A 22,193-nucleotide genomic window follows, 5' to 3' on the forward strand; every position below is an offset into this window, starting at 1 on the left:
GTGGGGCGAGAAGGATGCGGCTACGCGGTCCGAGGAGGGAGCCACCGATGATTCTGCTCCGTCGCCTGTTGGGTGACGTGCTGCGTCGGCAGCGCCAGCGCCAGGGCCGTACTCTGCGCGAAGTCTCCTCGTCCGCCCGAGTCTCGCTCGGCTATCTCTCCGAGGTGGAGCGGGGGCAGAAGGAGGCTTCCTCCGAGCTGCTCTCCGCTATTTGCGACGCGCTGGACGTACGGATGTCCGAGCTCATGCGGGAAGTGAGCGACGAGCTGTCACTGGCCGAACTGGCCGCGTCGGCGGCTTCGAGTGAACCGGTGCCTGCACCGGTCCGTCCGATGCTCAACTCGGTGTCGGTGACGTCGGTGGCCGGTGTGCCCACCGAGCGGGTGACCATCAAGGCGCCCGCGGAGGCCGTGGACGTCGTCGCCGCCTGATCCCCCGAACGGGTCTGAGCCCCGGTCGGTGTCCCTTGACGGGGCATCGGCCGGGGCTTCGACGTGATCGCTCCTCCGTTGACGTGATGTTCTTTCGCTTCGAAGCGATTGTTCGCGCTTCAGGTCCTTTGTTTGAGATGTCGCATTCCGGACAGGCGTGCCATGGTGGGGGAGACGTTCGACTGGTTGGAGATTTCGCATGTCTGTCGTGAAGAGCCCGCTGTCCGAGGCCGACCTCAAGACGGTCGGCGACGCCCTCCAGGGCGCCCTCGTCGACCTCGTGGACTTGGCACTGGTCGCCAAGCAGGTGCACTGGAACGTCGTGGGGCCGCGGTTCCGCTCCGTCCACCTGCAGCTGGACGACGTGGTGGACACCGCACGGCTCCACTCCGACACCGTGGCCGAGCGGGCCTCGGCGCTCGGGGTCAACCCCGACGGGCGGGCGGCCACGGTGGCCGCCGGCAGCGCCATCGGCGCCGTCCCGGAGGGCTGGATCAAGGATGCCGACGCGGTACGGATCCTGGTGGACTCGCTCGGCGCCGTCATCACCCGGATGCGGGAGCGGGTCGAGGCCACCGGCGAGCCCGACCCGGTCAGCCAGGACATCCTCATCGGCCTCACGGCCGACCTCGAGAAGCACTCGTGGATGTTCCAGGCCGAGAGCGCCTAGGCGGCCGCCATGGCGATACGTGGCCTGGGGGCTGCTGACCCGAGCGTGCCCGGTGCCGGGCGCGGGGGCGTCCGCCGGATCGCGCGCGGGGTGTGCGCCGGGGCTGACACCGGTGCGCCCTCCCGCAGGGTGATCCGGCCGGTCTAGCGTCGAGCGCAGGAGGCGGCCATGGTACGGCGACGGGTTCCGCTGGTGACGCTCACGCTGATCGCGGTCGGGCTGGTGGTCGGGGGGCTCTGGTGGTGGGCGGTGCTGCGCCTGTTGCTGGTGCCGGGGGATTCCGGACCGGTCGAGGGGGCGGTGGCCGCGGGCGGCTGGGGGCTGAGCCTGCTGCCGGTGCACGTGGCCGCCTCTTCCCGCTCCGAGCGTCTCACCAAGGCGTGGCGCCGGCGCCGTTCGGGCGCGGAATCGGCCCCGTCATGAACGCGGGAACGACTAGGCGGCGCAGGCGACAGGGAGGACCGCTCGGACGACGTCCTCCGGCTCGCCGCGCCGCCGTGGCGGTGTGTGAGGGGCCCTCGCGTCCTCGGTGCGCTCCCCGTGCGCACTTGGGCCGAGGGCCTGCTTGCGTGACACCGGAACTGACGAGCGGTCAACTTCGGGAAGTGGGGCGGTCCGAGGGGGTTTCCGTGGGGCCGTGCTGGCAGCCCGGACACCAGTAGGTGACGCGGTCGCCGAGCTCCGCCTTGCGGACCGGGGTGCCGCAGCGCAGACAGGGGCGGCCCGCACGGCCGTAGACGTGGAGCGCGGTGCGCGGGTGGCGGGCGGTCGTGGTGCGGCGTTCGGGGCGGTCCTTGTTCGCCTCCAGGAGGCGGTGGGCGGTCGCCATCAGGCGGGGCGGGATCTCGGGGTCCAGCTCGCCGACGGGAAGCCACGGGGTGACGGCCGCCAGGAACGCGAGCTCCGACTTGTAGACGTTCCCGATGCCCGCGAGGTTGCGCTGGTCGAGCAGAGCCTCGCCGAGGGAGCGGGACGGATCGGCGAGCAGGCGGCGCGTCGCCTCCTCCGGGTCCCAGTCCGGGCCGAGCAGGTCGGGGCCGAGATGGCCGACCACCCGGGCCTCCTCGGCGGTCCGGAGCAACTCCAGGACCGGGAGGCGGTAGCCGTACGCGGTCTCCTCCTCGTTCCCGAGCACGGCGCGGATCTGGTACTCGGGGCCGCCGCGCGGGCGCTCCCCGGTCGGGTACACCTTCCACGCGCCGTCCATCCGCAGGTGCGAGTGGAGGGTGAGCCCGCCCTCGATCCGGGTCAGGAGGTGCTTGCCGCGCGGCGTGACGTCCAGGACCGCGCGGCCGGTGAGGTCGGCGGTCGCGAAGCGGGGCACCCGCAGGTCGGCGTGGGTCAGCACCCGCCCGGCGAGCGCGGCGTGCAGCCGGTGGGCGGCGTGCCAGATGGTGTCTCCTTCGGGCATGGGGCCATGATGCCGGTCGGGTGGGAGTTGTGGGTGTGAGGGGGGCGGGCCTGGAGGGGGCGGATCGGACGGCGGGCGTGGGGTGTGGGCGTCGGTGCGGCTGGGTGCGGGCGCGGGTGGGGGTGCAGGTGGGGGTGGGGGTGCGGAGGCGGCGGGTGGTCCACGGGTCGCGGGCCGTGATCGCGGGCTCCGGGTGGGTCAGGGTCTGAGGCGGAGGCCTCGGGGGGTGGCCAGGAAGCCGGCAGCCTCCAGGGGGCGGGCCAAGGGGGAGGTCAGGGACGCCGCGCCGTTGATGCGCTCGACCGTGACCGTGCCCAGGGCGCCCGCACGGGCCGCCTCGGCCAGCGCGTCGGACGCCGCAGCCAGGGCAGGGGCGTCCGGTTCCGTCGGCCAGGACAGCACCGACTTGCCGCCGCGCTCCACGTACAGGGCCAGCTCGCCGTCGACCAGGACGACCAGGGCGCCCGCCTTGCGGCCGGGCTTGTGGCCGGCGCCGGTCGGCGGTTCCGGCCACGGCAGGGCCGCCCCGTACGCGTTCGCCGGGTCGGCGGCGGCCAGCACCACGGCCCGGGGGCCCGCGGCGGCCTCGGCGCCCCGGTCCCGGGCGGTCGCGGCCGCCCGCAGCCGGTCCACGGCCCCGTCCATCGCGAACTGCGCCGCGCCCAGCCCCTCCACGACATAGCCGCGCCGGGCCTGGCCGCTGTCCTCGAAGGCGGACAGGATCCGGTAGACCGCCGAGAAGCCGCCCTCGACGCCCTCGGCGGCCACGGCGCCGCGGGTCACGACCCCGTGCCGGTCGAGCAGGGTGCGGGCCAGCGCGTGCGCCCGATGGGTCGGCTCGGGCTCGGCGGGCGGCAGCAGCGCCCAGCGGCCCGAGACCGTCGGCGGGCCCGAGCGGGAGGCGGGGCGGGTGGCGCCCAGGGTGCCGTACCGCCCGCGCGGCACCGTGCGCCGGGCGCGGTGGGCGGTCGAGCCGGCGGTGCGGCCCGAGCCGAGGACGGCGCGCAACGGTGCCAGGGTGTCGTTGGTGAGCCGGCCCGACCAGGCCAGGTCCCAGAGGGCGTCGGCGAGCTGGGGGTCGGTGGCGTCCGGATGGGTGGTGATCCGGACCTGGTCGGCGATCTGGCGGAAGAAGAGCCCGTAACCACCGGCCAGGACGGTCAGGACCGATTCGTGGAGCGCGGTGAGCTCCAGCGGGTGCGGTGGCGGCAGCAGCAGCGGGGCCGCGTCCGCGAGGTAGAGCGAGACCCAGCCGTCCTTGCCGGGCAGCGAGCCCGCCCCGGCCCAGATCACCTCGCCGGTGGTGGTCAGCTCGTCGAGCATCGCCGGGGAGTAGTCCCGGACCCGGGACGGCAGGACCAGCTTCTCCAGGGCGGACGCCGGCACGGGCGCGCCCTGGAGCTGCTCGATCGCGCGGGCCAGGCCGTCGATCCCGCGCAGACCGCCGCCGCCCAGGTGCTGCCACTGGGGGAGGAAGGTCGCCAGGGCGGCCGGGGGCACCGGTTCCAGCTCGTGCCGCAGCGCGGCCAGGGAGCGGCGGCGCAGCCGGCGCAGGACGGCGGCGTCGCACCACTCCTGGCCGATGCCCGAGGGGTGGAACTCGCCCTGGACGACCCTTCCGGACGCGGCGAGGCGCTGGAGGGCGCCGTCGGTGACGGCGGCGCCGAGCCCGAAGCGGGTGGCGGCCTGGGAGGAGGTGAAGGGGCCGTGGGTGCGGGCGTACCGGGCGAGGAGGTCGCCGAGCGGGTCCTTGACCGGCTCGGTGAACGCTTCGGGGACGCCGACCGGCAGCGCCGTACCGAGGGCGTCACGGAGCCGGCCCGCGTCCTCGATCGCCGCCCAGTGCTCGGTGCCCGCGATCCGCACCGCGATCGCGCGCCGGGAGCGGGCCAGCTCCCGCGCCCAGCCCTCCTCGGCGCCGCGCGCGGTCAGCTCGGCGTCGGTCAACGGGCCGAGGACCCGCAGCAGGTCCGCCACGCCCTCGACGTCCTTGATCCGCCGGTCCTCGGTGAGCCACTGGAGCTCCCGCTCCAGCTCGGTCAGCACCTCCGGGTCGAGCAGCTCGCGCAGCTCCGCCTGGCCGAGGAGCTCCGCCAGCAGCCGGGAGTCCAGGGAGAGCGCGGCCGCCCGCCGCTCGGCGAGCGGGGAGTCGCCCTCGTACAGGAACTGCGCCACATAGCCGAAGAGCAGGGAGCGGGCGAAGGGGGACGGCTCGGGGGTGGTGACCTCGACGAGGCGGACCCGGCGGGCCTCGATGTCGCCCATCAGCTCGGTGAGGCCGGGGACGTCGAAGACGTCCTGGAGGCACTCGCGGACGGCTTCCAGGACGATCGGGAAGGATCCGAACTCGCTCGCCACCTGAAGCAGTTGGGCGGCCCGCTGGCGCTGCTGCCAGAGCGGGGTGCGCTTTCCGGGGTTCCGCTTCGGCAGCAGCAGGGCGCGGGCGGCGCACTCCCGGAAGCGGGAGGCGAACAGGGCGGAGCCGCCCACCTGGTCGGTGACGATCTGCGCCACCTCGCCCTTGTCGAAGACGGTGTCCGCCGCGCCCACCGGCGCCTGGTCCGCGTCGTACGCCGTGTCCTGGTGGCGGCCGGGGTCGACCGGTTCGTGGTCCAGCAGGTCGAGCCCCATGTCGAGGCCCATCAGATCGGCGTCGGGTAGGCGCAGCACGATGCCGTCGTCGGCGTGCATCACCTGCGCGTCCATCCCGTACCGCTCGGCGAGCCGGGCGCCGAGTGCCAGCGCCCACGGCGCGTGCACCTGCGCCCCGAAGGGGGAGTGGACGACGACGCGCCAGTCGCCCAGCTCGTCGCGGAAGCGCTCCACCAGGATCGTGCGGTCGTCCGGCACGTGGCCGCAGGCCTCGCGCTGCTCCTTCAGGTACGCCAGGACGTTCTCCGCCGCCCAGGAGTCCAGGCCCGCGGTGATCAGCCGCAGCCGGGCGTCCTCCTCGCCGAGAGCGCCCAGCTCGCGCAGGAACGCGCCGACCGCGCGGCCCAGTTCGAGCGGGCGGCCCAGCTGGTCGCCCTTCCAGAACGGCAGCCGCCCCGGCACGCCCGGCGCCGGCGACACCAGGACCCGGTCGCGGGTGATGTCCTCGATCCGCCAGGAGGTGGTGCCCAGCGTGAAGACGTCGCCGACCCGCGACTCGTACACCATCTCCTCGTCCAGCTCGCCGACCCGGCCGCCGCCCTTCTTCGGGTCGGACCCGGCGAGGAACACCCCGAACAGGCCCCGGTCCGGGATGGTGCCCCCGGAGGTGACCGCGAGCCGCTGGGCCCCCGGCCGGCCGGTGACCGTGCCCGCCACCCGGTCCCAGACCACGCGCGGGCGCAGTTCGGCGAAGGCGTCCGAGGGATAGCGGCCGGCGAGCATGTCGAGCACGCCCGTGAAGGCCGATTCGGGGAGCGAGGCGAAGGGGGCGGCGCGGCGGACCAGCGCCAGCAGGTCGTCCACCTGCCAGGTGTCGAGGGCGACCATCGCGACCAGCTGCTGGGCGAGCACGTCCAGCGGGTTGGCCGGGATCCGCAGCGACTCGATGGAGCCGGAGCGCATCCGCTCGGTGACCACGGCCGCCTGCACCAGGTCGCCCCGGTACTTGGGGAACACCACGCCCGTGGAGACCGCGCCGACCTGGTGGCCCGCGCGGCCGACGCGCTGGAGGCCGGAGGCCACCGAGGGCGGCGACTCGACCTGGACGACGAGGTCGACCGCGCCCATGTCGATGCCGAGCTCCAGGCTGGAGGTGGCGACCACGGCGGGCAGCCGGCCCGCCTTCAGGTCCTCCTCGACCTGGGCGCGCTGCTCCTTGGAGACCGAGCCGTGGTGGGCGCGGGCGAGCAGCGGAGGCGCACCCTGCGCGGCGCCCGACTGGGCCATGATCTCGGCGGGCGGGGCGCCTTCGGGGGCGGGCTCGCCGGTGGCCCGCTCGTAGGCGATCTCGTTCAGGCGGTTGCAGAGGCGCTCGGCGAGGCGCCGGGAGTTGGCGAAGACGATCGTCGAGCGGTGGGACTGGACGAGATCGGCGATCCGCTCCTCGACGTGCGGCCAGATCGACGGCTTGTCGCCGCCCTCCTTGCCCTCGGAGGCGGGGGAACCGCCCAGCTCGCCCATGTCCTCCACGGGCACCACGACGGAGAGGTCGAACTCCTTGCCCGACGGGGGCTGGACGATCTCCACCTGACGGCCGGGGGAGAGGAAGCGGGCGACCTCGTCGACCGGGCGGACCGTGGCCGACAGGCCGATCCGGCGGGCGGGGCGCGGCAGCAGCTCGTCGAGCCGCTCCAGGGTGAGGGCCAGGTGCGCGCCGCGCTTGGTGCCCGCGACCGCGTGGACCTCGTCCAGGATGACCGTCTCCACCCCCGACAGTGCCTCCCGGGCCGCCGAGGTCAGCATCAGGAAGAGGGACTCGGGGGTGGTGATCAGGATGTCCGGCGGCCTGGTGGCGAGCGCGCGGCGCTCGGCGGCCGGGGTGTCGCCGGACCGGATCCCGACCCGCACGTCCGGCTCGGGAAGTCCGAGGCGCACGGCCTCCTGGCGGATGCCGGTCAGGGGCGAGCGGAGATTGCGCTCCACGTCGACGGCGAGCGCCTTCAGCGGGGAGACGTACAGCACCCGGCAGCGCTTCTTCGGTTCGGCCGGGACCGGCACGGACGCCAGCCGGTCCAGGGAGGCGAGGAAGGCGGCGAGCGTCTTGCCCGAGCCGGTCGGGGCCACGACGAGCACGTCCGAGCCCGCGCCGATGGCCCGCCAGGCGCCCTCCTGGGCGGCCGTGGGCGCGGTGAACGCCCCGGTGAACCACCCGCGGGTGGCCGGGGAGAAGTCTTCGAGCGCGGACGTGACCATGCCCCCCATCGTGCACCCGACCACCGACAACCGCCGTGACCTGTGGAGAACCCGGCCCGGTCCGGGCACGGCCTCACCCCGACGGGTGGTTTCCCGTTCGTCGCCCCGGCCGGCGCGAGCGCAGAATGGAGGCATGGCGAGGGGCGAGCGGGCACGGTACTGGCAGTACGCCGAGCTGCCGGGGGTCGACCTGCTGCACGCCCGCTACATCCAGAAGACCTTCTCCCGCCACACCCACGAGACCTTCGTCTACGCCGCGATCACCGAGGGCGTCGAGTCGTTCCACTCGGGGAGCGAGCTCGTCCACGCCGGGCCCGGGCAGATAGCCCTGGTGAACCCCGACACCCCGCACACCGGCTACGCCGGCGTCCCCGAGGGCTGGACCTATCGCACGATCTACCCGGACGCGGAGCTCATCGGCTCCATCGCCGCCGACGCCCTCGGCGTCCGCGCCCCGGTCGGCTTCACCCGGCCCGTCGTCGACGACCCCTACGCCGCCCAGCTCGTGATCGGCGTCCACCGGGCCGCCGAGGAGGGCAATGCCCTCGCCGCCGACAGCCTGCTCCGGCTCGTCACCGCCCGGATGCTGCGCAGCCACGGCGGCCGGCTCCGCCCGTCGGCGCCCGCCGGCGCGGGGGCCGGGGACGCGGCACGGGCGCGCGAGGTCCTGGAGGAGCGGATGGCCGACCCGCCCACCCTGGAGCGGCTCGCCGCCGACCTCGGCACCAGCCCCTTCGCGCTGTTGCGGGCCTTCCGCGCCCGGTACGGCATGCCGCCGCACACCTGGCTCACGGACGCGCGCGTCCGGCGGGCCCGGAGGCTCCTCGACGCGGGGACGCCGCCGGCCGAGGCGGCCGTCGCCGTCGGCTTCACGGACCAGCCCCATCTCAACCGGCACTTCACCCGCAGCGTCGGCGTCCCGCCCGGCGCCTACCAGCGCTCCCGGGGCGTGGACGTCCGCCGGGCCGGGCGCAAGAACGTACAAGACGGGTCGCGAGCCGGCTCGTAACGTCTCCGACGTGGCAGAACAGACAGCACACCCCGCCACGGGGGACATACGTGACCGATCATCCGACGGGAGCGCCGGTGGCGCGGGCAAGCGGGACTCCGCCGTCGTCAGGGACGCGCTCGGCGTCGGCGTCGCCGTCGGCCTCTCCGGCTTCGCCTTCGGCGTGACCTCGGCGGGCGCCGGGCTCACCCTGCTCCAGAGCTGCGCGCTCAGCCTGCTCGTCTTCACGGGCGCCTCGCAGTTCGCTCTGGTCGGCGCCCTCGCCGGCGGAGGCAACCCCTTCACGGCCGCCGCCGGGGCCTTCTTCCTCGGCACCCGCAACGCCTTCTACGGGCTGCGCCTCTCCCAGCTCCTCGCCCTGCCGCGGTCCGCGAAGCCGTTCGCCGCGCAGTGGGTCATCGACGAGACCACCGCCGTCGCGCTCGCCCAACCGGACCGCAGGTCCGCCCGGCTCGGCTTCACCGTCACCGGGCTCACCCTCTACGTCCTGTGGAACCTCACCACCCTGCTCGGCGCGCTCGGCGCCGAGGCCATCGGCGACACCGCCGCCTGGGGCCTCGACGCCGCCGGGCCCGCGGTCTTCCTCGCGCTACTCGCCCCGATGCTGAGGTCCACGACCGAGCGGGCCACCGCCGGCGTCGCCGTCGTCCTCGGCCTGGGCCTGCTGCCCGTGCTCCCGGCCGGCGTCCCCGTCCTGGTGTCGGCGCTCGCCGCCCCGGCCGTCCTCTGGCTCCAGGGCCGGCGGACGCGGAACGAGGGGGCCGCCCGATGAACGGCACGCAGGTCTGGATCGCGATCGGCCTCACGGTCGTCGGCTGCTACCTGGTCAAACTGATCGGCCTGCTCGTCCCGGCGCAGACCCTGGAGCGTCCGCTCGTCCAGCGGCTCGCCGCGCTGCTGCCCGTCGCCCTGCTCGCGGCGCTCACCGCCCAGCAGACCTTCGCCACGGGCACGGACCTGGTCCTGGACGCCCGGGTCGCGGGCGTCGCCGCCGCGGCGCTCGCGCTCGTCCTGCGCGCCCCCTTCCTGGTCGTCGTGGGCGCCGCCGTCCTCGTGACGGCGGGGGTGCGGGCCCTGGGCGGCTGAGGACGGAGCCGTACGGGGCGGCCCCACGCGCGCGTGGGGCCCGTGATCAGCCCTCCAGCGGACGCCCGTAGGCGCGCAGGGTGCGCAGGGCTTCGATCGTGACGATCGGCCGCCACTCCAGGGCCGAGCCCGGCGCCCAGGCCCGCCACCGGATCGGCCAGCCGCCGTCCTCGCCCTGCTCCGCGGCGAGGAAGTCCAGCGAGCGGGACATCTCCTCGTCGGTGAACCACCCCCGGGCCAGGGAGTCCGGCACGCGCGCGTAGTCGTGCGGATAGTGGTGCTCGCCGGGCGCGTACCCGTCGGCCACCGGGAATTCGTCCGGGCGGTCCGGGTCGAGGACGGCGAGCCGCTGTTCGCGCACCAGCCGCCCGAGCCGGTCGGCCGCCGCCTCGGCGCGCGACCGGTCCGGTGCCGAGTCGAGGAAGGCCACCGCCGCCTGCACCTCGTACGGATGCGACTTCTCCAGCGACTCCACGGCCGCCCAGCAGAACTCGGTGGCCCGGAACAGCCAGGCGTGCCAGACCTGGTTGCGGTGGAGCGTGCCCACCACCGGGCCCGTGGACAGCAGCTCGCCCGGCGGGTCGTCGACGACCGGGACGAACGGCGCGGACGGATAGCCGCGCTGGGAGGGATGGATCGCCGGCAGCGCGCCTTCGTGCGTGGACACCGCCGTGAGATAGCGGCAGATCCTTTCCACCCGCAGCCCGCCGCAGCGCCCGATGGAGTCCAGGACCCGCAGGGCGTGCGCGGTGTGCAGCGGCTGGCTGACCGGACCGCGCAGGTCCGGTTCGAGCCCGTGGCCGTAACCGCCGTCCTCGTCGAGGTACGCGGTCAGGGCCGCCTCCACCTGGTCCGCGCCGCCGCGCAGGAAGTGGTAGGCGAATCGGCGCTGTTCGAGCACCCGGGCCGTCAGCCAGACGAACCGCTCGGCGCGTGCCAGCGGCGACCCGGGGGCCGCCGTGGGAGAGGGCGGGGAGGAGAGGGGTTTCTCGGCCATGCTCAGACCGTAGGGCGGAACCGCGCGGTGACAAGCCCCGTCGGGCGGGCTGCACTCTTGGGAGCGGGATACTGGAGTCATGCGGTTGACGATTTTCTGGGAACGGATGGCCGACCACTTCGGCGCCGGGTACGCCGACTCCTTCGCGCGCGACCACGTCCTGTCCGAACTGGGCGGCCGGACCGTCCACGAGGCCCTCGACGCCGGCTGGGAGGCCAAGGACGTGTGGCGGGTGGTCTGCGGCGCCATGGACGTCCCGGCCGAGAAGCGCTGACGGCGCACCGCGGCGATCCGGTCCGACTCCGGGCCGATTGTCCGTCGGGTGCGCGAGACTTGCGGGGTGGCCCCGACTGACGAGACCGAGATGACCGCCCGGAACACACCCGTGACGCCCGCCGCACCCGTGAGACCCGAGACGCCGGCCGCCGCCGACGGGCCGTCCGACGCGAGCGCCTCGCCCGGCGGGCCCGCTGCCGGATCGGGAGGGCAGCCGCCCGCCGAGGCCGCCGCCACCGCGTCCGGCGCGCGCATGCCCCGCTGGCTGCCCCGGGCGATGGTCCTGGCGCTCGCCCTCTACGCCTGCTTCCTGCTCGGCGACTGGGCCTTCCACCAACTCGTCGGACTGCTCGTCAACATCCTGCTCGCCTTCTTCCTCGCGCTCGCCATCGAACCGGCCGTCGGCCGGATGGCGGCCCGCGGCATGCGCAGGGGACTCGCCACCTTCCTCGTCTTCTTCGGCGTCCTCGCCGCCGGCATCGGCTTCGTCGTCCTGCTCGGCTCGATGCTGGCCGGCCAGATCGTCGACATGGTTGAGAACTTCCCCAAGTACCTCGACTCGCTCATCAACTGGATCAACGAGAACTTCCACACCGACCTCTCCCGGGTCGAGGTCCAGGACAGCGTGCTCAAGTCGGACTGGCTGCAGAAGTACGTGCAGAACAGCGCCACCGGAGTCCTCGACGTCTCCGCCACCGTCCTCGGCGGGCTCTTCCGGCTGCTGACGATCTTCCTCTTCGCCTTCTACTTCGCCGCCGACGGACCCCGGTTCCGCCGCGCGCTCTGCTCCGTCCTGCCGCCGGCCCGGCAGGCCGAGGTGCTGCGCGCCTGGGAGATCGCGGTCGACAAGACCGGCGGCTACCTCTACTCGCGCGGTCTGATGGCCCTCATCTCGGGCGTCGCGCACTTCGTGCTCTTCGAGATCCTCGACGTGCCCTACGCCCCCGCGCTCGCGGTCTGGGTCGGCCTGGTGTCGCAGTTCATCCCCACCATCGGCACCTACCTGGCCGGTGCCCTGCCGATGCTCATCGCCTTCACCGTGAACCCCTGGTACGCGCTGTGGGTGCTCGGCTTCGTCGTGATCTACCAGCAGTTCGAGAACTACGTCCTCCAGCCCAAGCTCACCTCCAAGACGGTCGACATCCACCCGGCGGTGGCCTTCGGTTCGGTGATCGCGGGCACCGCCCTCCTCGGCGCCGTCGGCGCGCTGATCGCCATCCCGGCCGTGGCCACCCTCCAGGCCTTCCTCGGGGCGTACGTGAAGAGGTACGACGTCACGGACGACCCGCGGGTGCACGGCCACCGACGGTACGGCGAGGCCGTCGTGGCCCGGCTCCAGAAGGCCCTCCAGCACAAGAAGGAGAACCAGGGCGCCGAGGACGCCTGACGGGCCCGCGACCGCGGGCTCACAGGTGCGCGGAGCCGGTGACGCGCCCCCGAAAGGGGTGCCGGACCCCTGCCCGGACCGCTGCGAGCGGCGCCGACGCGCCTACCCGGAGCGTCGGCGCTGGTACCGGGCGGGAGACGCCCGGGTACCCGACTGCCCTATAGTCAAGAAATTGAATAGGTCGTTGGGTGGGTGCGGCGGAGAAGAGGGTGGCCGACGGATGGGTGCGCACGGATACAGGCGGTACGTGGCCCTCGGCGACAGCCAGACCGAGGGCGTGGGCGACGGGGACGACCTCACCGGGCTGCGCGGGTGGGCCGACCGGCTCGCCGAGCACCTCGCCCGGACCGACCCCGGGATCCGGTACGCCAACCTCGCCGTGCGGGGGCGCCTGGCCGGTGACGTGCGGACCGGACAGCTCCCGGCCGCCCTCGCGCTCCGCCCCGACCTCGCCACCGTCGTCGCGGGGGTGAACGACCTGCTGCGGCCCGGCTTCGACGCCGACGAGACGGCCGGCCACCTGGAGGCCGTCTTCGCCGCCCTGACCGCCCAGGGCGCCCGCGTGGTCACCCTCACCTTCCCGGACGTCGGCCGCATCACTCCGCTGGCCCGGCCGCTCGCCCCGCGCGTCCACGCCCTCAACGACCGGATCCGGCAGGCTGCCGGGAGGCACGGCGTGACCGTCGCCGAGACCGCCCGCCACGAGGTGGTCACCGACCCCCGGCTGTGGAGCGCCGACCGGCTCCACGCCTCCCCCCTCGGGCACGCCCGCATCGCGGCCGCCGTCGCCGACGCGCTCGCCCTGCCGGGCAGCGACGACACCTGGACCCGGCCGCTGCCGCCGCTCCCCGTCCCCACCCGCCTGGGCGCCGCCGCCGGTGAACTCGCCTGGGCCGGGTCCTTCCTCGGGCCCTGGATCGCGCGCCGGGTGCGCGGCCGGTCCTCAGGGGACGGCCGGGTCGCCAAGCGCCCCGCCCTCCTGCCCGTGGAGCGGCGCGGGGAGTAGCCCGGCGGTCTCGCGTGCGCCGGAGCGCCCGGCGACGCGCACGGAGCGTTCCAGGGCGGTCACCGCACCTCCTCCGTGGCCCGCTCTCCCCGCCGCCACGGCCAGGGGGATCAGGCGCGGAGCGGGCCGGTGCGGGCGTGTCGGGAGTTGTCCACAGGCGGGGCGTGGCGCGCTTGACACGAAAATCGAACATCTATTCTCATGAAGGTTCCGGCCCCTGGAATCGCGGGCATCTCGGCGAGTTGTCCACAGGTCGGAGAGACGCGAGGGCCCATTGTCAGTGGCAGGGGTTAGCGTCTTTCACATGAAGCGATCGACTCAAACACCCCGGGTGGAACCCATGGCAGGAACCGACCGCGAGAAGGCGCTCGACGCCGCGCTCGCACAGATTGAACGCCAATTCGGCAAGGGCGCCGTGATGCGCATGGGCGACCGCACCCAGGAGCCGATCGAGGTGATCCCCACCGGTTCGACCGCCCTCGACGTCGCCCTCGGCGTCGGCGGCCTGCCGCGTGGCCGCGTCGTGGAGATCTACGGCCCGGAGTCCTCCGGCAAGACGACCCTGACCCTGCACGCCGTGGCCAACGCGCAGAGGGCCGGCGGACAGGTCGCCTTCGTCGACGCCGAGCACGCCCTCGACCCCGAGTACGCCCGAAAGCTGGGCGTCGACATCGACAACCTCATCCTGTCCCAGCCGGACAACGGCGAGCAGGCCCTCGAGATCGTCGACATGCTGGTCCGCTCCGGCGCCCTCGACCTCATCGTCATCGACTCCGTCGCGGCGCTCGTCCCGCGCGCGGAGATCGAGGGCGAGATGGGCGACTCCCACGTGGGTCTCCAGGCCCGACTGATGAGCCAGGCCCTCCGGAAGATCACCAGCGCGCTCAACCAGTCCAAGACCACCGCGATCTTCATCAACCAGCTCCGCGAGAAGATCGGCGTGATGTTCGGCTCGCCGGAGACCACGACCGGTGGCCGCGCGCTCAAGTTCTACGCCTCGGTGCGCATCGACATCCGCCGCATCGAGACCCTCAAGGACGGCACCGAGGCGGTCGGCAACCGAACCCGCTGCAAGGTCGTGAAGAACAAGGTCGCGCCCCCGTTCAAGCAGGCCGAGTTCGACATCCTCTACGGCCAGGGCATCAGCCGCGAGGGCGGTCTGATCGACATGGGCGTGGAGCACGGCTTCGTCCGCAAGGCCGGCGCCTGGTACACGTACGAGGGCGACCAGCTCGGCCAGGGCAAGGAGAACGCCCGCAACTTCCTGAAGGACAACCCCGACCTCGCCGACGAGATCGAGAAGAAGATCAAGGAGAAGCTGGGCGTCGGCGTCCGTCCCGACACCGCGAAGGCCGACCCGGCCGCCGCCGACGCGGCGGATTCGGCGGACCCGGCCGCCGCGGACGACGCCAAGGCGGCCCCGGCCACCGCGGCCAAGACCGCCAAGGCGACCAAGGCCACCGCGGCCAAGAGCTGAACCGGTGACCGGTCGCACCGAATGGCCGGGTGACAGCCCCGACTCGTCGAGGGCCGAGAAGGAGCTGTCACCCCAGGATCCGGCTGAGCGGGCGCGGGCGATCTGCCTGCGCCTGCTCACCGGAACCCCCCGCACGCGCAGGCAGCTGGCCGATGCCCTGCGCAAGCGGGAGATCCCCGACGAGATCGCCGAGGAGGTCCTCGCCCGCTTCGAGGACGTGGGACTCATCGACGACGCCGCCTTCGCGGACGCCTGGGTGGAGTCCCGCCACCACGGGCGGGGCCTCGCCCGCCGCGCCCTCGCCCGCGAGCTGCGGACCAAGGGCATCGACCCCGGCGTCGTGCAGGAGGCCGTGGGGCAGCTGGACTCCGAGCAGGAGGAGGCCACCGCGCGCGAGCTGGTGGCGCGCAAGCTCCGCGCCACCCGTGGTCTCGACCGCGACCGCCGGCTCAGACGCCTCGCCGGCATGCTCGCCCGCAAGGGCTACCCCGAGGGCATGGCCCTGCGGGTGGTCCGCCAAGCCCTGGAAGCGGAGGGCGAGGCCACCGACGGCCTGGAGGAGGGCTACTAGAGCCCTCCGGCGGACCAGGCCGCCCGGGGTGCGCCGCTCGCGGCTGGACCCGGGGACGGAGTTCGCCCGGGGTGCGCCGCTCGTGGCCGACCCCCGGCCGGATCCGGGGACCGGGCGAGACCGGAGCCCGTGCCGAGCGGGCCCCGGACCCGACGCCGAGGGGGGCGCCGGGCGCGGGGGCGAGCGCCGGTGGACCGGGTCAATGAGCGGTGGTCGGGTGACTGTCGGGGGGCAGTTCACCCGGCGGGAGGACCGGGAGGCCGGCCGCCTTCCAGGCCTGGAAGCCGCCGATCAGGTCGGTCGCCCGGTGGAGGCCCAGGCGGCGGAGGGATTCCGCCGCCAGCGAGGAGGCGTAACCCTCGTTGCAGAAGACCACCACCCGCAGGTCGTGACCGGTGGCGAGCGGGGAGCGGTGGCTGCCCAGGGGGTCGAGCCGCCACTCCAGCTCGTTCCGCTCCACGACCAGCGCGCCCGGCACCAGTCCGTCCCGTTCGCGCAGGGCCGCGTAGCGGGTGTCGACCAGGAGCGCCTCGCCCGAGGCGTACTCCTCGTACGCGGTGCGGGCGTCGACCCGGTCGAGACCGGCCCGCACCTGCTCCAGGAGTTCGTCGATGCCGACGCGGTCGCCGCTCACTGCCAGTCCTCCGGGCGCTCGACCTGCTCCAGGCGCAGCACCGGGCCGGTCCGGCTGAAGCGGCGGATCAGCGGGAGCGGCGGGTAGTAGGCGTGGACCGAGATCGCGTGGGTGTCGGGGGAGGCGTTCAGCACCTCGTGCAGGTGGTCGCGGCCGAAGGCGCGGCCGTCGCCCGCGTCGAGCCGGCGGGAGCGGTCGAGGTCCTCGGCCAGCTCCAGGGTCTTCCAGCCGCCCGCCGGGAGCCGGACCGCGAGCGAGTGCTCGGTCAGGCTGCCGCGGGCGGTCGCGAAGGCGCCGACGGACTCGGCGTGGTCGTGCCAGCCGGTGCCGGTGCCGGGCGGCCAGCCGATCAGCCAGGCCTCGCTGCCGCCCGGGCCGTCCAGGCGCACCCAGGTGCGGCCTTCCGGATCGAGCGGCAGGGAGTCGACGAGGGCCTGGTCGGCGGCGGTGCGGAGGACGAAGTCGAGCAGTTGGGCCGAGGTCGGGCGACCGGCGGACGGGGGAGCGGGGGAGGGGGAAGGGGTGACAGAAGACACGGGCACGGGTGACCGTCCTGGAATCGCTGGGGTGCGCGCCGCGAAGGGAGAACGGCGGGTTCGCCGAGGAAGCCGGACCGAGGACAGCCGCGGGACGGAGGTCCGGGGCGGGGCGGGTCGGGCGGACGCGCGGGAAAGGGGAAGCGAGTTCAGAAGGACGGGCGACACACGCAGCCCGCATAGCGGATCAGGTCCATGTGGACCCTCCGCCACAGGCGTACATCGGTGTCGGTCACGCTCCGGAGTACACCACGAGCGCCCGCGCGAATCAATGGACTTCCACCGTCCGGTCGCGGGCCGACGACGCTTCGGCAGGGGCCGGGACGTCGAGGGAGAGCGCTTCCTCGGCCGTGGCGGGAAGGCGCGGGGGCTCCTCATCGGCGGGATCGGCCGGTTCCTCCGGGGCGTTGCCGCGGGCTGCCTCGGCCGCCGCGTGGAGCTCCTCGGGGTGCACGCCCGCGAAGGCGGCGACCAGGTGCCCGTCGGGGCGGACGAGCAGGACCGCGTGGGCGGGCGCCCCGGGATAGGCGTCGGTGACCAAGACCTCGGCCGCCACCGGGAGGGCTTCGGCGGCCTCCTCCAGGCGGGGCATCAGGCCGGCCGTGCGCCAGTGCCGGCGCTCCCACACCCCGGAGCCGGGGGCGACGAGCAGGACCAGGAAGCGGCCCTGCCCCAGCCGGTCCCGGAGCCGTACCGTCGTGTCGTCGGGGGCGGTCACCCGGACGTCCTCGACGGGCGCGCCGAGCGGGGTGCCCACGGGGACCATGCCCTCGCTGAAGGGCGCGGCGAGCGGCGAGTGCGGATAGGCGGGGGAGGCGCCCAGCGGGCCCCGGCCCAGGTGCCCGTCGGCCAGCAGGGCCTCGTGGCCCCGCATGGCGCCCGGCAGGTAGCTGCGCAGCCCGCCGCCGCCCCGCAGCGCCGGCAGGGCCCGGTCGGCGGCGCGCAGCCGGGCCGCGATCGCCGTGCGGCGTTCGCTCTGGTAGCTGTCGAGCAGGGCGTCGGGGGCGGACCGGTGCCAGGTGAGGGCGAGCTTCCAGGCGAGGTTGTCGACGTCGCGGAGTCCCTCGTCGAGGCCCTGGGTGCCGATCGCGCCGAGCAGGTGGGCCGCCTCTCCGGCGAGCAGCACCCGGTCGACGCGCCAGCGGCGGGCCAGCCGGTGGTGCAGGGTGTGGACGCCGGTGTCGAGGAGCTCGTACGGCGGGGTGGTGCCCTCGCACCAGCCGGCCAGGGTCTCGCGGATCCGGGTCACCAGGGCGTCCGGGGTGACGAGTTCGCCGCGCGGTGGCAGCAGCCAGTCGATCCGCCACACCCCGCCGGGCAGCGGGCGCGCGGTGATCTCCTCGCCGGCGCCGCGCCACGGCGGCTGACGGTGCAGCAGGGACTGGCCGGGCCAGGGGAGTTCGGTGCGCAGCGCGGCGACCGCGTGCCGCTCGACCGCGGTGCGGCCGGGGAAGCGGACGCCGAGCAGCTTGCGGACCGTCGAGCGGGCGCCGTCGCAGCCGACGAGGTGGCTGCCCCGCCACCAGGTGCCGTCCGGGCCGCGGGTGTGCGCGGTGACCCCGGTGCGGTCCTGCTCGACGGTGTCCAGGCGGGCGTCGGTGATGAGCCGGACGAGGGGTTCGCGGGCGATGGCCTCGCGCAGCCCGCGGGCGAGCGCGTGCTGGGTGATGTGCAGGGGCGCGGCCGGAGCGGCGGGGGAGTCGGGGTCCTCGGACCACTCCTCGGTGCCGCCGAGCCCCAGGTCGAAGGCGACCTCGCGGGTCGGCCGGCGGCGCTGCGTCCCGCGCCAGCCGACCCAGCGCAGCCCCTCGTCGCGGACGGTGGCGCAGCCCAGCCGCTCGACCAGCGCTGCCATGTCGGCGCGCAGCACGACGGTCCGCGCCGGGCGCGGCTCCTCCTGGCCGGAGGTCTCGTCGAGCACGACGCTGGGCACGCCCTGCGCGGCGAGCGCGAGGGAGAGCGCGAGGCCGACCGGCCCCGCGCCCACGATGATCACCGGGTCCACGGCGCGGCTCCAAAAGGCCGGAAAGTCATGGGGGCAGCACAGCAGAGTGTGGCACGAGCCCGGTGCTTGATCACAGACCGTATGCAACCCAGTCAGGGTGTTTTGCGTCAAGCGACGTGGTGGGCGTGGTGCGGCTGTTGTCAGGTCGGGGGCCGTTTCCCGGCGCCCGGGCCGCCCCGCGTACCGCTTCCGGCCCCATCAGAACCTCCGGCCCCGCCGGTTCCACCGGAAGCGGATGCTCCGGGGGAGCCGGACGGGGCCGGAAGCGGACGGGCGCGGGACTGGGGGGATTCCGGCCGGTCGGGGTGGTGGTCGTGCGGATGCCTCGGCGGTTCAGGCGCCGGTGCCCCCCGCGCCCGCCTCGACGGCCGTCGTCAGGGTGGGCGCGTCCTTCACCGCGGAGGCCTTGCGGCCCTGCCGGAGCCGCTTCTCCAGTCGGGCGGCGAGGTGGGTGAGGAGGGCGTTGAGCACGATGTAGATCAGGGCGATGACGGTGAAGGCGGCGATCGTGTTGGCGCCGTAGTTGGCGGTGATCTGCCGGTTCTGGCTGAGCAGTTCGCCGAAGCCGAGCAGCGCGCCGCCGAGCGCGGTGTCCTTCACGATGACGACGAGCTGGCTCACCAGGGCGGGGAGCATGACCGTCACGGCCTGCGGCAGCAGCACGTACAGCATGGTCTGGCCCTTGCGCATGCCGAGCGCGACGGCCGCGTCGCCCTGGCCCCGGGGGAGCGAGAGGACGCCCGCGCGGACGACCTCGGCGATGACGGAGGCGTTGTAGAGCACCAGGCCGGTGACGACCGCGTACAGGGGGCGGAAGTCGGAGCTGACGGGCGTGTACGCGGCGTACACGGCGTTGGCGAACATCATCAGCAACAGCACCGGGATGGCGCGGAAGAACTCCACGACCGCGCCGACCGGGACGCGCACCCAGCGGTGGTCGGAGAGCCGGCCGATGCCCAGGGCCGCGCCGAGCGGCAGCGCGATCAGGATGGAGAGCGCGGCGGCCTTCAGGGTCTCCATCAGGCCGGGGATCAGATACGTCGTCCAGACCTGGGAGTCGGTGACGAACGGGGTCCACTTCTCCGCCGCCAGCTGGTTCTTGTCCGCCATGGCGGAGAGCACCCAGAAGGCCACCAGGCCCAGGACGGCGAGGAAGACGATCGTGTAGAGGACGTTGCGCCGCTTGGCCTTGGGGCCGGGGACGTCGTAGAGGACGGAGCTCATCGCTTCACCGCCAGTCGCTTGGCCGCCCAGCCCAGGACCAGGCCGGTGGGGAGGGTCAGGACGATGAAGCCGAAGGCGAAGATCCCGAAGACCACGAAGAGGGCGTCGGCCTCGTTCTCGATCATCGCCTTCATCAGGAACGCGGCCTCGGCGGCGCTGATCGCGGCCGCCACCGTGGTGTTCTTGGTGAGGGCGATGAGGACGTTGGCCAGCGGGGTGATCGCCGCACGGAACGCCTGGGGGAGGATCACCACGGTCAGCACCTGCGTGAAGCTCATGCCGAGAGCGCGGGCGGCCTCGGCCTGGCCCGCCGGGACCGTGTTGATGCCGGAGCGCAGGGCCTCGCAGACGAAGGTGCCGGTGTACGCGCTGAGGCCCAGGATCGCGAGCCGGAAGCCGATCTCCTCGAAGGTCCCGCCGCCGAGCTTGATCTGCAGGGTCTGGGCGAGGACGAAGGAGCAGGCCAGGATGACGACCGTCAGCGGCGTGTTGCGGACGAGGTTCACGTACGCGGTGCCGAAGGCGCGCATCAGCGGGACCGGGCTGACCCGCATGGCGACCAGGGCGGTGCCCCAGACCAGCGAGCCGATCGCCGAGTAGAGGGCGAGCTGCGCCGTCACCCAGAAGGCGCCGAGCAGGTCGTACTGCCCGGAATCAAGAAAGTCGAACACGATGCTCCGCGCTCTCCCCTGGTGGTCGGTCGGTGGGACGGCCGGTGCGTCGGCAGCGGCCGCTGGCGCCGTGACGGCCGCCCGGGTGGGCGGCCGTCACGGCAGTGCGCGAGGTCAGCCCGCGATCTTCGGGGCGGGCTCGTTCTTGTAGCCGGACGGGCCGAAGTGCTGCTTCACGAGCTTGTCCCAGGTGCCGTCGGACACCATCTTCTCCAGGGCCTTGTTGATCTTGCCCTTGAGCTCGGAGTCGCCCTTCTTGAGGCCGATGCCGTAGTTCTCGTCGCTCATCGAGAGGCCGACGAGCTTGAACTTGCCCTGGTGCTCCTTCTGCGAGGCGTAGCCCGCGAGGATGGAGGCGTCCGTGGTGAGGGCGTCGACCGCCTTGTTCTCCAGGCCGGTGAGGCACTCGGAGTAGCCGCCGAGCTGCTGGAGGTCGGCCTTCGGGGCCAGCTTCTCCTTGACGTTCTGCGCGGAGGTCGAGCCGGTGACCGAGCAGAGCTTCTTGGTGTTGAGGTCCTCGACCTTGGTGATCGAGGTGTCGTCGGCGCGGACCAGCAGGTCCTGGTGGGTCAGGAAGTACGGACCCGCGAAGTCGACCTCCTTCAGGCGCTTCTCGTTGATCGAGTAGCTCGCGACGACGAACTTCACGTCGCCGTTCTTGATGAGGTTCTCGCGCTCGGCGGAGGGCGCCTGCTTCCAGTTGATCTTGTCCTCGGCGAAGCCCAGCTCCTTGGCGACGTAGCGGGCGACATCGACGTCGAAGCCGGCGTACGAGCCGTCCGGGGTCTTGAGGCCGAGACCCGGCTGGTCGAACTTGATGCCGATGGTGATCTTGTCGCCGTTGCTGCCCGAGTCCGAGCCGGTGCCGCAGGCGGTGGCGGTCAGGGCGAGGACGACGGCGGCCGCGGCGGCAGCGGAGGTGGTACGAAGCTTCATGGGTGAACGTCCCTTGGGTAGCGTTGAGTTGCGAAGACTAGGTCGTCGACTCGCTCAGTGGTGCAGGATTTTGGAGAGGAAGTCCTTCGCCCGGTCGCTGCGCGGGTTGCTGAAGAACTCCTCCGGGGTGGCCTGTTCGACGATCCTGCCGTCGGCCATGAAGACGACCCGGTCGGCCGCGGAGCGGGCGAAGCCCATCTCGTGCGTCACGACCACCATCGTCATGCCCTCCCGGGCCAGCTGCTGCATGACCTCCAGGACCTCGTTGATCATCTCCGGGTCCAGGGCCGAGGTCGGCTCGTCGAAGAGCATCACCTTCGGACCCATGGCGAGCGCGCGGGCGATCGCCACGCGCTGCTGCTGGCCGCCGGAGAGCTGCGCCGGGTACTTGTCGGCCTGCGCCGCCACTCCCACCCGCTCCAGCAGGGTGCGGGCCTTGGTCTCCGCCTCGGCCTTCGCGGTGCCGCGGACCTTGATCTGGCCCAGCATCACGTTCTCGAGCACCGTCTTGTGCGCGAAGAGGTTGAAGGACTGGAAGACCATGCCGACGTCCGACCGCAGCCGGGCCAGCTCCCTGCCCTCCGCGGGCAGCGGCTTGCCGTCGATCGTGATCGTGCCCGCGTCGATGGTCTCCAGGCGGTTGATCGTCCGGCACAGCGTCGACTTGCCCGACCCCGACGGCCCGATGACGACGACGACTTCACCGCGGCCGATCGTGAGGTCGATGTCCTGCAGCACGTGCAGCGCGCCGAAGTGCTTGTTCACTCCCGAAAGGACGACCAGGTCCTCCGGGGCCCGCGGGGCGTCCTCGTGATCCTTGGACACTGCCACTCCGCTCATCGGCCTCTTGCTCCGTCCTCCTCGGTTGGGAGGACACTAGAGACCCGTCCGGATGACAGTCATCACATCTGAGCGGAAATTGAGGATAACGATAGGGCGACACTCGGACACTCTGGGTGAAGACGGTCCAGGGGGCCGTACCGGGTGGATAACGGAAGCGGGGCCTCCGCAGGGGGACACT

At 73.5% G+C, this 22,193-nt stretch carries 22 protein-coding genes; 11 read left to right on the top strand and 11 right to left on the bottom strand.

Annotated features, from left to right (window positions below; genetic code table 11):
• The first annotated feature begins 47 nt into the window (after positions 1–47).
• The 3 genes from ACFZCF_RS24370 (at position 48) to ACFZCF_RS24380 (ending at position 1,524) form a co-directional block, all read left to right on the top strand.
• Positions 48–431 (top strand): helix-turn-helix domain-containing protein, encoded by a 384-nt coding sequence (locus tag ACFZCF_RS24370; protein ID WP_169094215.1) that lies wholly within the window; start codon positions 48–50, stop codon positions 429–431.
• 199 nt (positions 432–630) lie between these two features.
• Positions 631–1,101 (top strand): Dps family protein, encoded by a 471-nt coding sequence (locus ACFZCF_RS24375; protein WP_388450441.1) that lies wholly within the window; start codon positions 631–633, stop codon positions 1,099–1,101.
• Between the two features lie 168 nt (positions 1,102–1,269).
• Positions 1,270–1,524: a hypothetical protein gene (locus ACFZCF_RS24380; RefSeq protein ID WP_388450438.1), complete on the top strand. Its 255-nt coding sequence runs from the start codon at positions 1,270–1,272 to the stop codon at positions 1,522–1,524.
• Positions 1,525–1,693: 169 nt separating this feature from the next.
• Here ACFZCF_RS24380 and ACFZCF_RS24385 read toward each other — a convergent pair whose 3' ends face one another.
• Together ACFZCF_RS24385 and ACFZCF_RS24390 are read right to left on the bottom strand one after the other, a co-directional pair.
• Entirely contained in the window at positions 1,694–2,512 is an 819-nt protein-coding gene (locus ACFZCF_RS24385) for a DNA-formamidopyrimidine glycosylase family protein (RefSeq protein WP_391288753.1), read from the bottom strand.
• Between the two features lie 198 nt (positions 2,513–2,710).
• The gene (locus tag ACFZCF_RS24390) at positions 2,711–7,357 is read right to left on the bottom strand and encodes a DEAD/DEAH box helicase (RefSeq protein ID WP_391288755.1); all 4,647 of its coding nucleotides are present in this window, start codon (positions 7,355–7,357) and stop codon (positions 2,711–2,713) included.
• 133 nt (positions 7,358–7,490) lie between these two features.
• Between ACFZCF_RS24390 and ACFZCF_RS24395 the strand changes: the two genes are divergently transcribed.
• The 3 genes from ACFZCF_RS24395 to ACFZCF_RS24405 are packed head-to-tail and all read left to right on the top strand — an operon-like array spanning position 7,491 to position 9,452.
• Positions 7,491–8,366, top strand: a complete 876-nt coding sequence (locus ACFZCF_RS24395; protein ID WP_391288757.1) for an AraC family ligand binding domain-containing protein — start codon at positions 7,491–7,493, stop codon at positions 8,364–8,366.
• Between the two features lie 10 nt (positions 8,367–8,376).
• Positions 8,377–9,138: an AzlC family ABC transporter permease gene (locus ACFZCF_RS24400; protein WP_391288759.1), complete on the top strand. Its 762-nt coding sequence runs from the start codon at positions 8,377–8,379 to the stop codon at positions 9,136–9,138.
• Positions 9,135–9,452 (top strand): AzlD domain-containing protein, encoded by a 318-nt coding sequence (locus tag ACFZCF_RS24405; protein ID WP_388450428.1) that lies wholly within the window; start codon positions 9,135–9,137, stop codon positions 9,450–9,452. The genes ACFZCF_RS24400 and ACFZCF_RS24405 overlap by 4 nt, the downstream gene beginning before the upstream one ends.
• A 46-nt stretch (positions 9,453–9,498) precedes the next feature.
• Here the strand turns inward: ACFZCF_RS24405 and ACFZCF_RS24410 are convergent, their stop codons facing one another.
• Positions 9,499–10,449 carry a hypothetical protein gene (locus ACFZCF_RS24410; RefSeq protein WP_388450426.1) on the bottom strand — a complete coding sequence of 317 codons (951 nt, stop codon included), beginning with the start codon at positions 10,447–10,449 and terminating at the stop codon, positions 9,499–9,501.
• 79 nt (positions 10,450–10,528) lie between these two features.
• On the opposite strand from ACFZCF_RS24410, the gene ACFZCF_RS24415 reads away from it, so the two are divergent.
• From ACFZCF_RS24415 to recX, 5 genes are all read left to right on the top strand, one after another.
• The gene (locus ACFZCF_RS24415; protein ID WP_189952904.1) at positions 10,529–10,723 is read left to right on the top strand and encodes a DUF3046 domain-containing protein; all 195 of its coding nucleotides are present in this window, start codon (positions 10,529–10,531) and stop codon (positions 10,721–10,723) included.
• Between the two features lie 255 nt (positions 10,724–10,978).
• The gene (locus tag ACFZCF_RS24420; protein WP_388450461.1) at positions 10,979–12,112 is read left to right on the top strand and encodes an AI-2E family transporter; all 1,134 of its coding nucleotides are present in this window, start codon (positions 10,979–10,981) and stop codon (positions 12,110–12,112) included.
• 220 nt (positions 12,113–12,332) lie between these two features.
• Complete coding sequence (locus tag ACFZCF_RS24425) at positions 12,333–13,118, top strand: GDSL-type esterase/lipase family protein (protein WP_391288762.1); 786 nt, start codon at positions 12,333–12,335, stop codon at positions 13,116–13,118.
• Between the two features lie 340 nt (positions 13,119–13,458).
• The gene (recA, locus tag ACFZCF_RS24430) at positions 13,459–14,595 is read left to right on the top strand and encodes a recombinase RecA (protein WP_391288764.1); all 1,137 of its coding nucleotides are present in this window, start codon (positions 13,459–13,461) and stop codon (positions 14,593–14,595) included.
• 4 nt (positions 14,596–14,599) lie between these two features.
• Positions 14,600–15,166, top strand: a complete 567-nt coding sequence (recX, locus tag ACFZCF_RS24435) for a recombination regulator RecX (RefSeq protein ID WP_391288766.1) — start codon at positions 14,600–14,602, stop codon at positions 15,164–15,166.
• A 199-nt stretch (positions 15,167–15,365) separates the two neighbouring features.
• Here the strand turns inward: recX and ACFZCF_RS24440 are convergent, their stop codons facing one another.
• From ACFZCF_RS24440 to ACFZCF_RS24475, 8 genes are all read right to left on the bottom strand, one after another.
• Positions 15,366–15,800, bottom strand: coding sequence for a rhodanese-like domain-containing protein (locus tag ACFZCF_RS24440; protein WP_388450418.1), 435 nt, complete (start codon positions 15,798–15,800; stop codon positions 15,366–15,368).
• Positions 15,797–16,342, bottom strand: coding sequence for a cysteine dioxygenase (locus ACFZCF_RS24445; RefSeq protein ID WP_388450416.1), 546 nt, complete (start codon positions 16,340–16,342; stop codon positions 15,797–15,799). Before ACFZCF_RS24445 ends, ACFZCF_RS24440 begins: the two co-directional genes overlap by 4 nt.
• A 143-nt stretch (positions 16,343–16,485) precedes the next feature.
• A complete protein-coding gene (locus ACFZCF_RS24450; protein ID WP_373305425.1) occupies positions 16,486–16,533 on the bottom strand; it encodes a hypothetical protein in 48 nt (15 codons plus the stop codon).
• Between the two features lie 71 nt (positions 16,534–16,604).
• Positions 16,605–18,341: an FAD-dependent monooxygenase gene (locus ACFZCF_RS24455; protein WP_388450414.1), complete on the bottom strand. Its 1,737-nt coding sequence runs from the start codon at positions 18,339–18,341 to the stop codon at positions 16,605–16,607.
• A 333-nt stretch (positions 18,342–18,674) separates the two neighbouring features.
• Positions 18,675–19,565, bottom strand: coding sequence for an ABC transporter permease subunit (locus ACFZCF_RS24460; protein WP_391288770.1), 891 nt, complete (start codon positions 19,563–19,565; stop codon positions 18,675–18,677).
• Entirely contained in the window at positions 19,562–20,236 is a 675-nt protein-coding gene (locus ACFZCF_RS24465) for an ABC transporter permease subunit (RefSeq protein ID WP_391288772.1), read from the bottom strand. Before ACFZCF_RS24465 ends, ACFZCF_RS24460 begins: the two co-directional genes overlap by 4 nt.
• Before the next feature lie 114 nt (positions 20,237–20,350).
• Positions 20,351–21,172: a transporter substrate-binding domain-containing protein gene (locus tag ACFZCF_RS24470; protein ID WP_391288773.1), complete on the bottom strand. Its 822-nt coding sequence runs from the start codon at positions 21,170–21,172 to the stop codon at positions 20,351–20,353.
• 54 nt (positions 21,173–21,226) lie between these two features.
• Positions 21,227–22,012, bottom strand: coding sequence for an amino acid ABC transporter ATP-binding protein (locus tag ACFZCF_RS24475; RefSeq protein ID WP_388450405.1), 786 nt, complete (start codon positions 22,010–22,012; stop codon positions 21,227–21,229).
• Between the last annotated feature and the right edge of the window lie 181 nt (positions 22,013–22,193).

It is taken from the genome of Streptomyces sp. NPDC007945 (assembly GCF_042958885.1).
Lineage (GTDB): Bacteria > Actinomycetota > Actinomycetes > Streptomycetales > Streptomycetaceae > Streptomyces.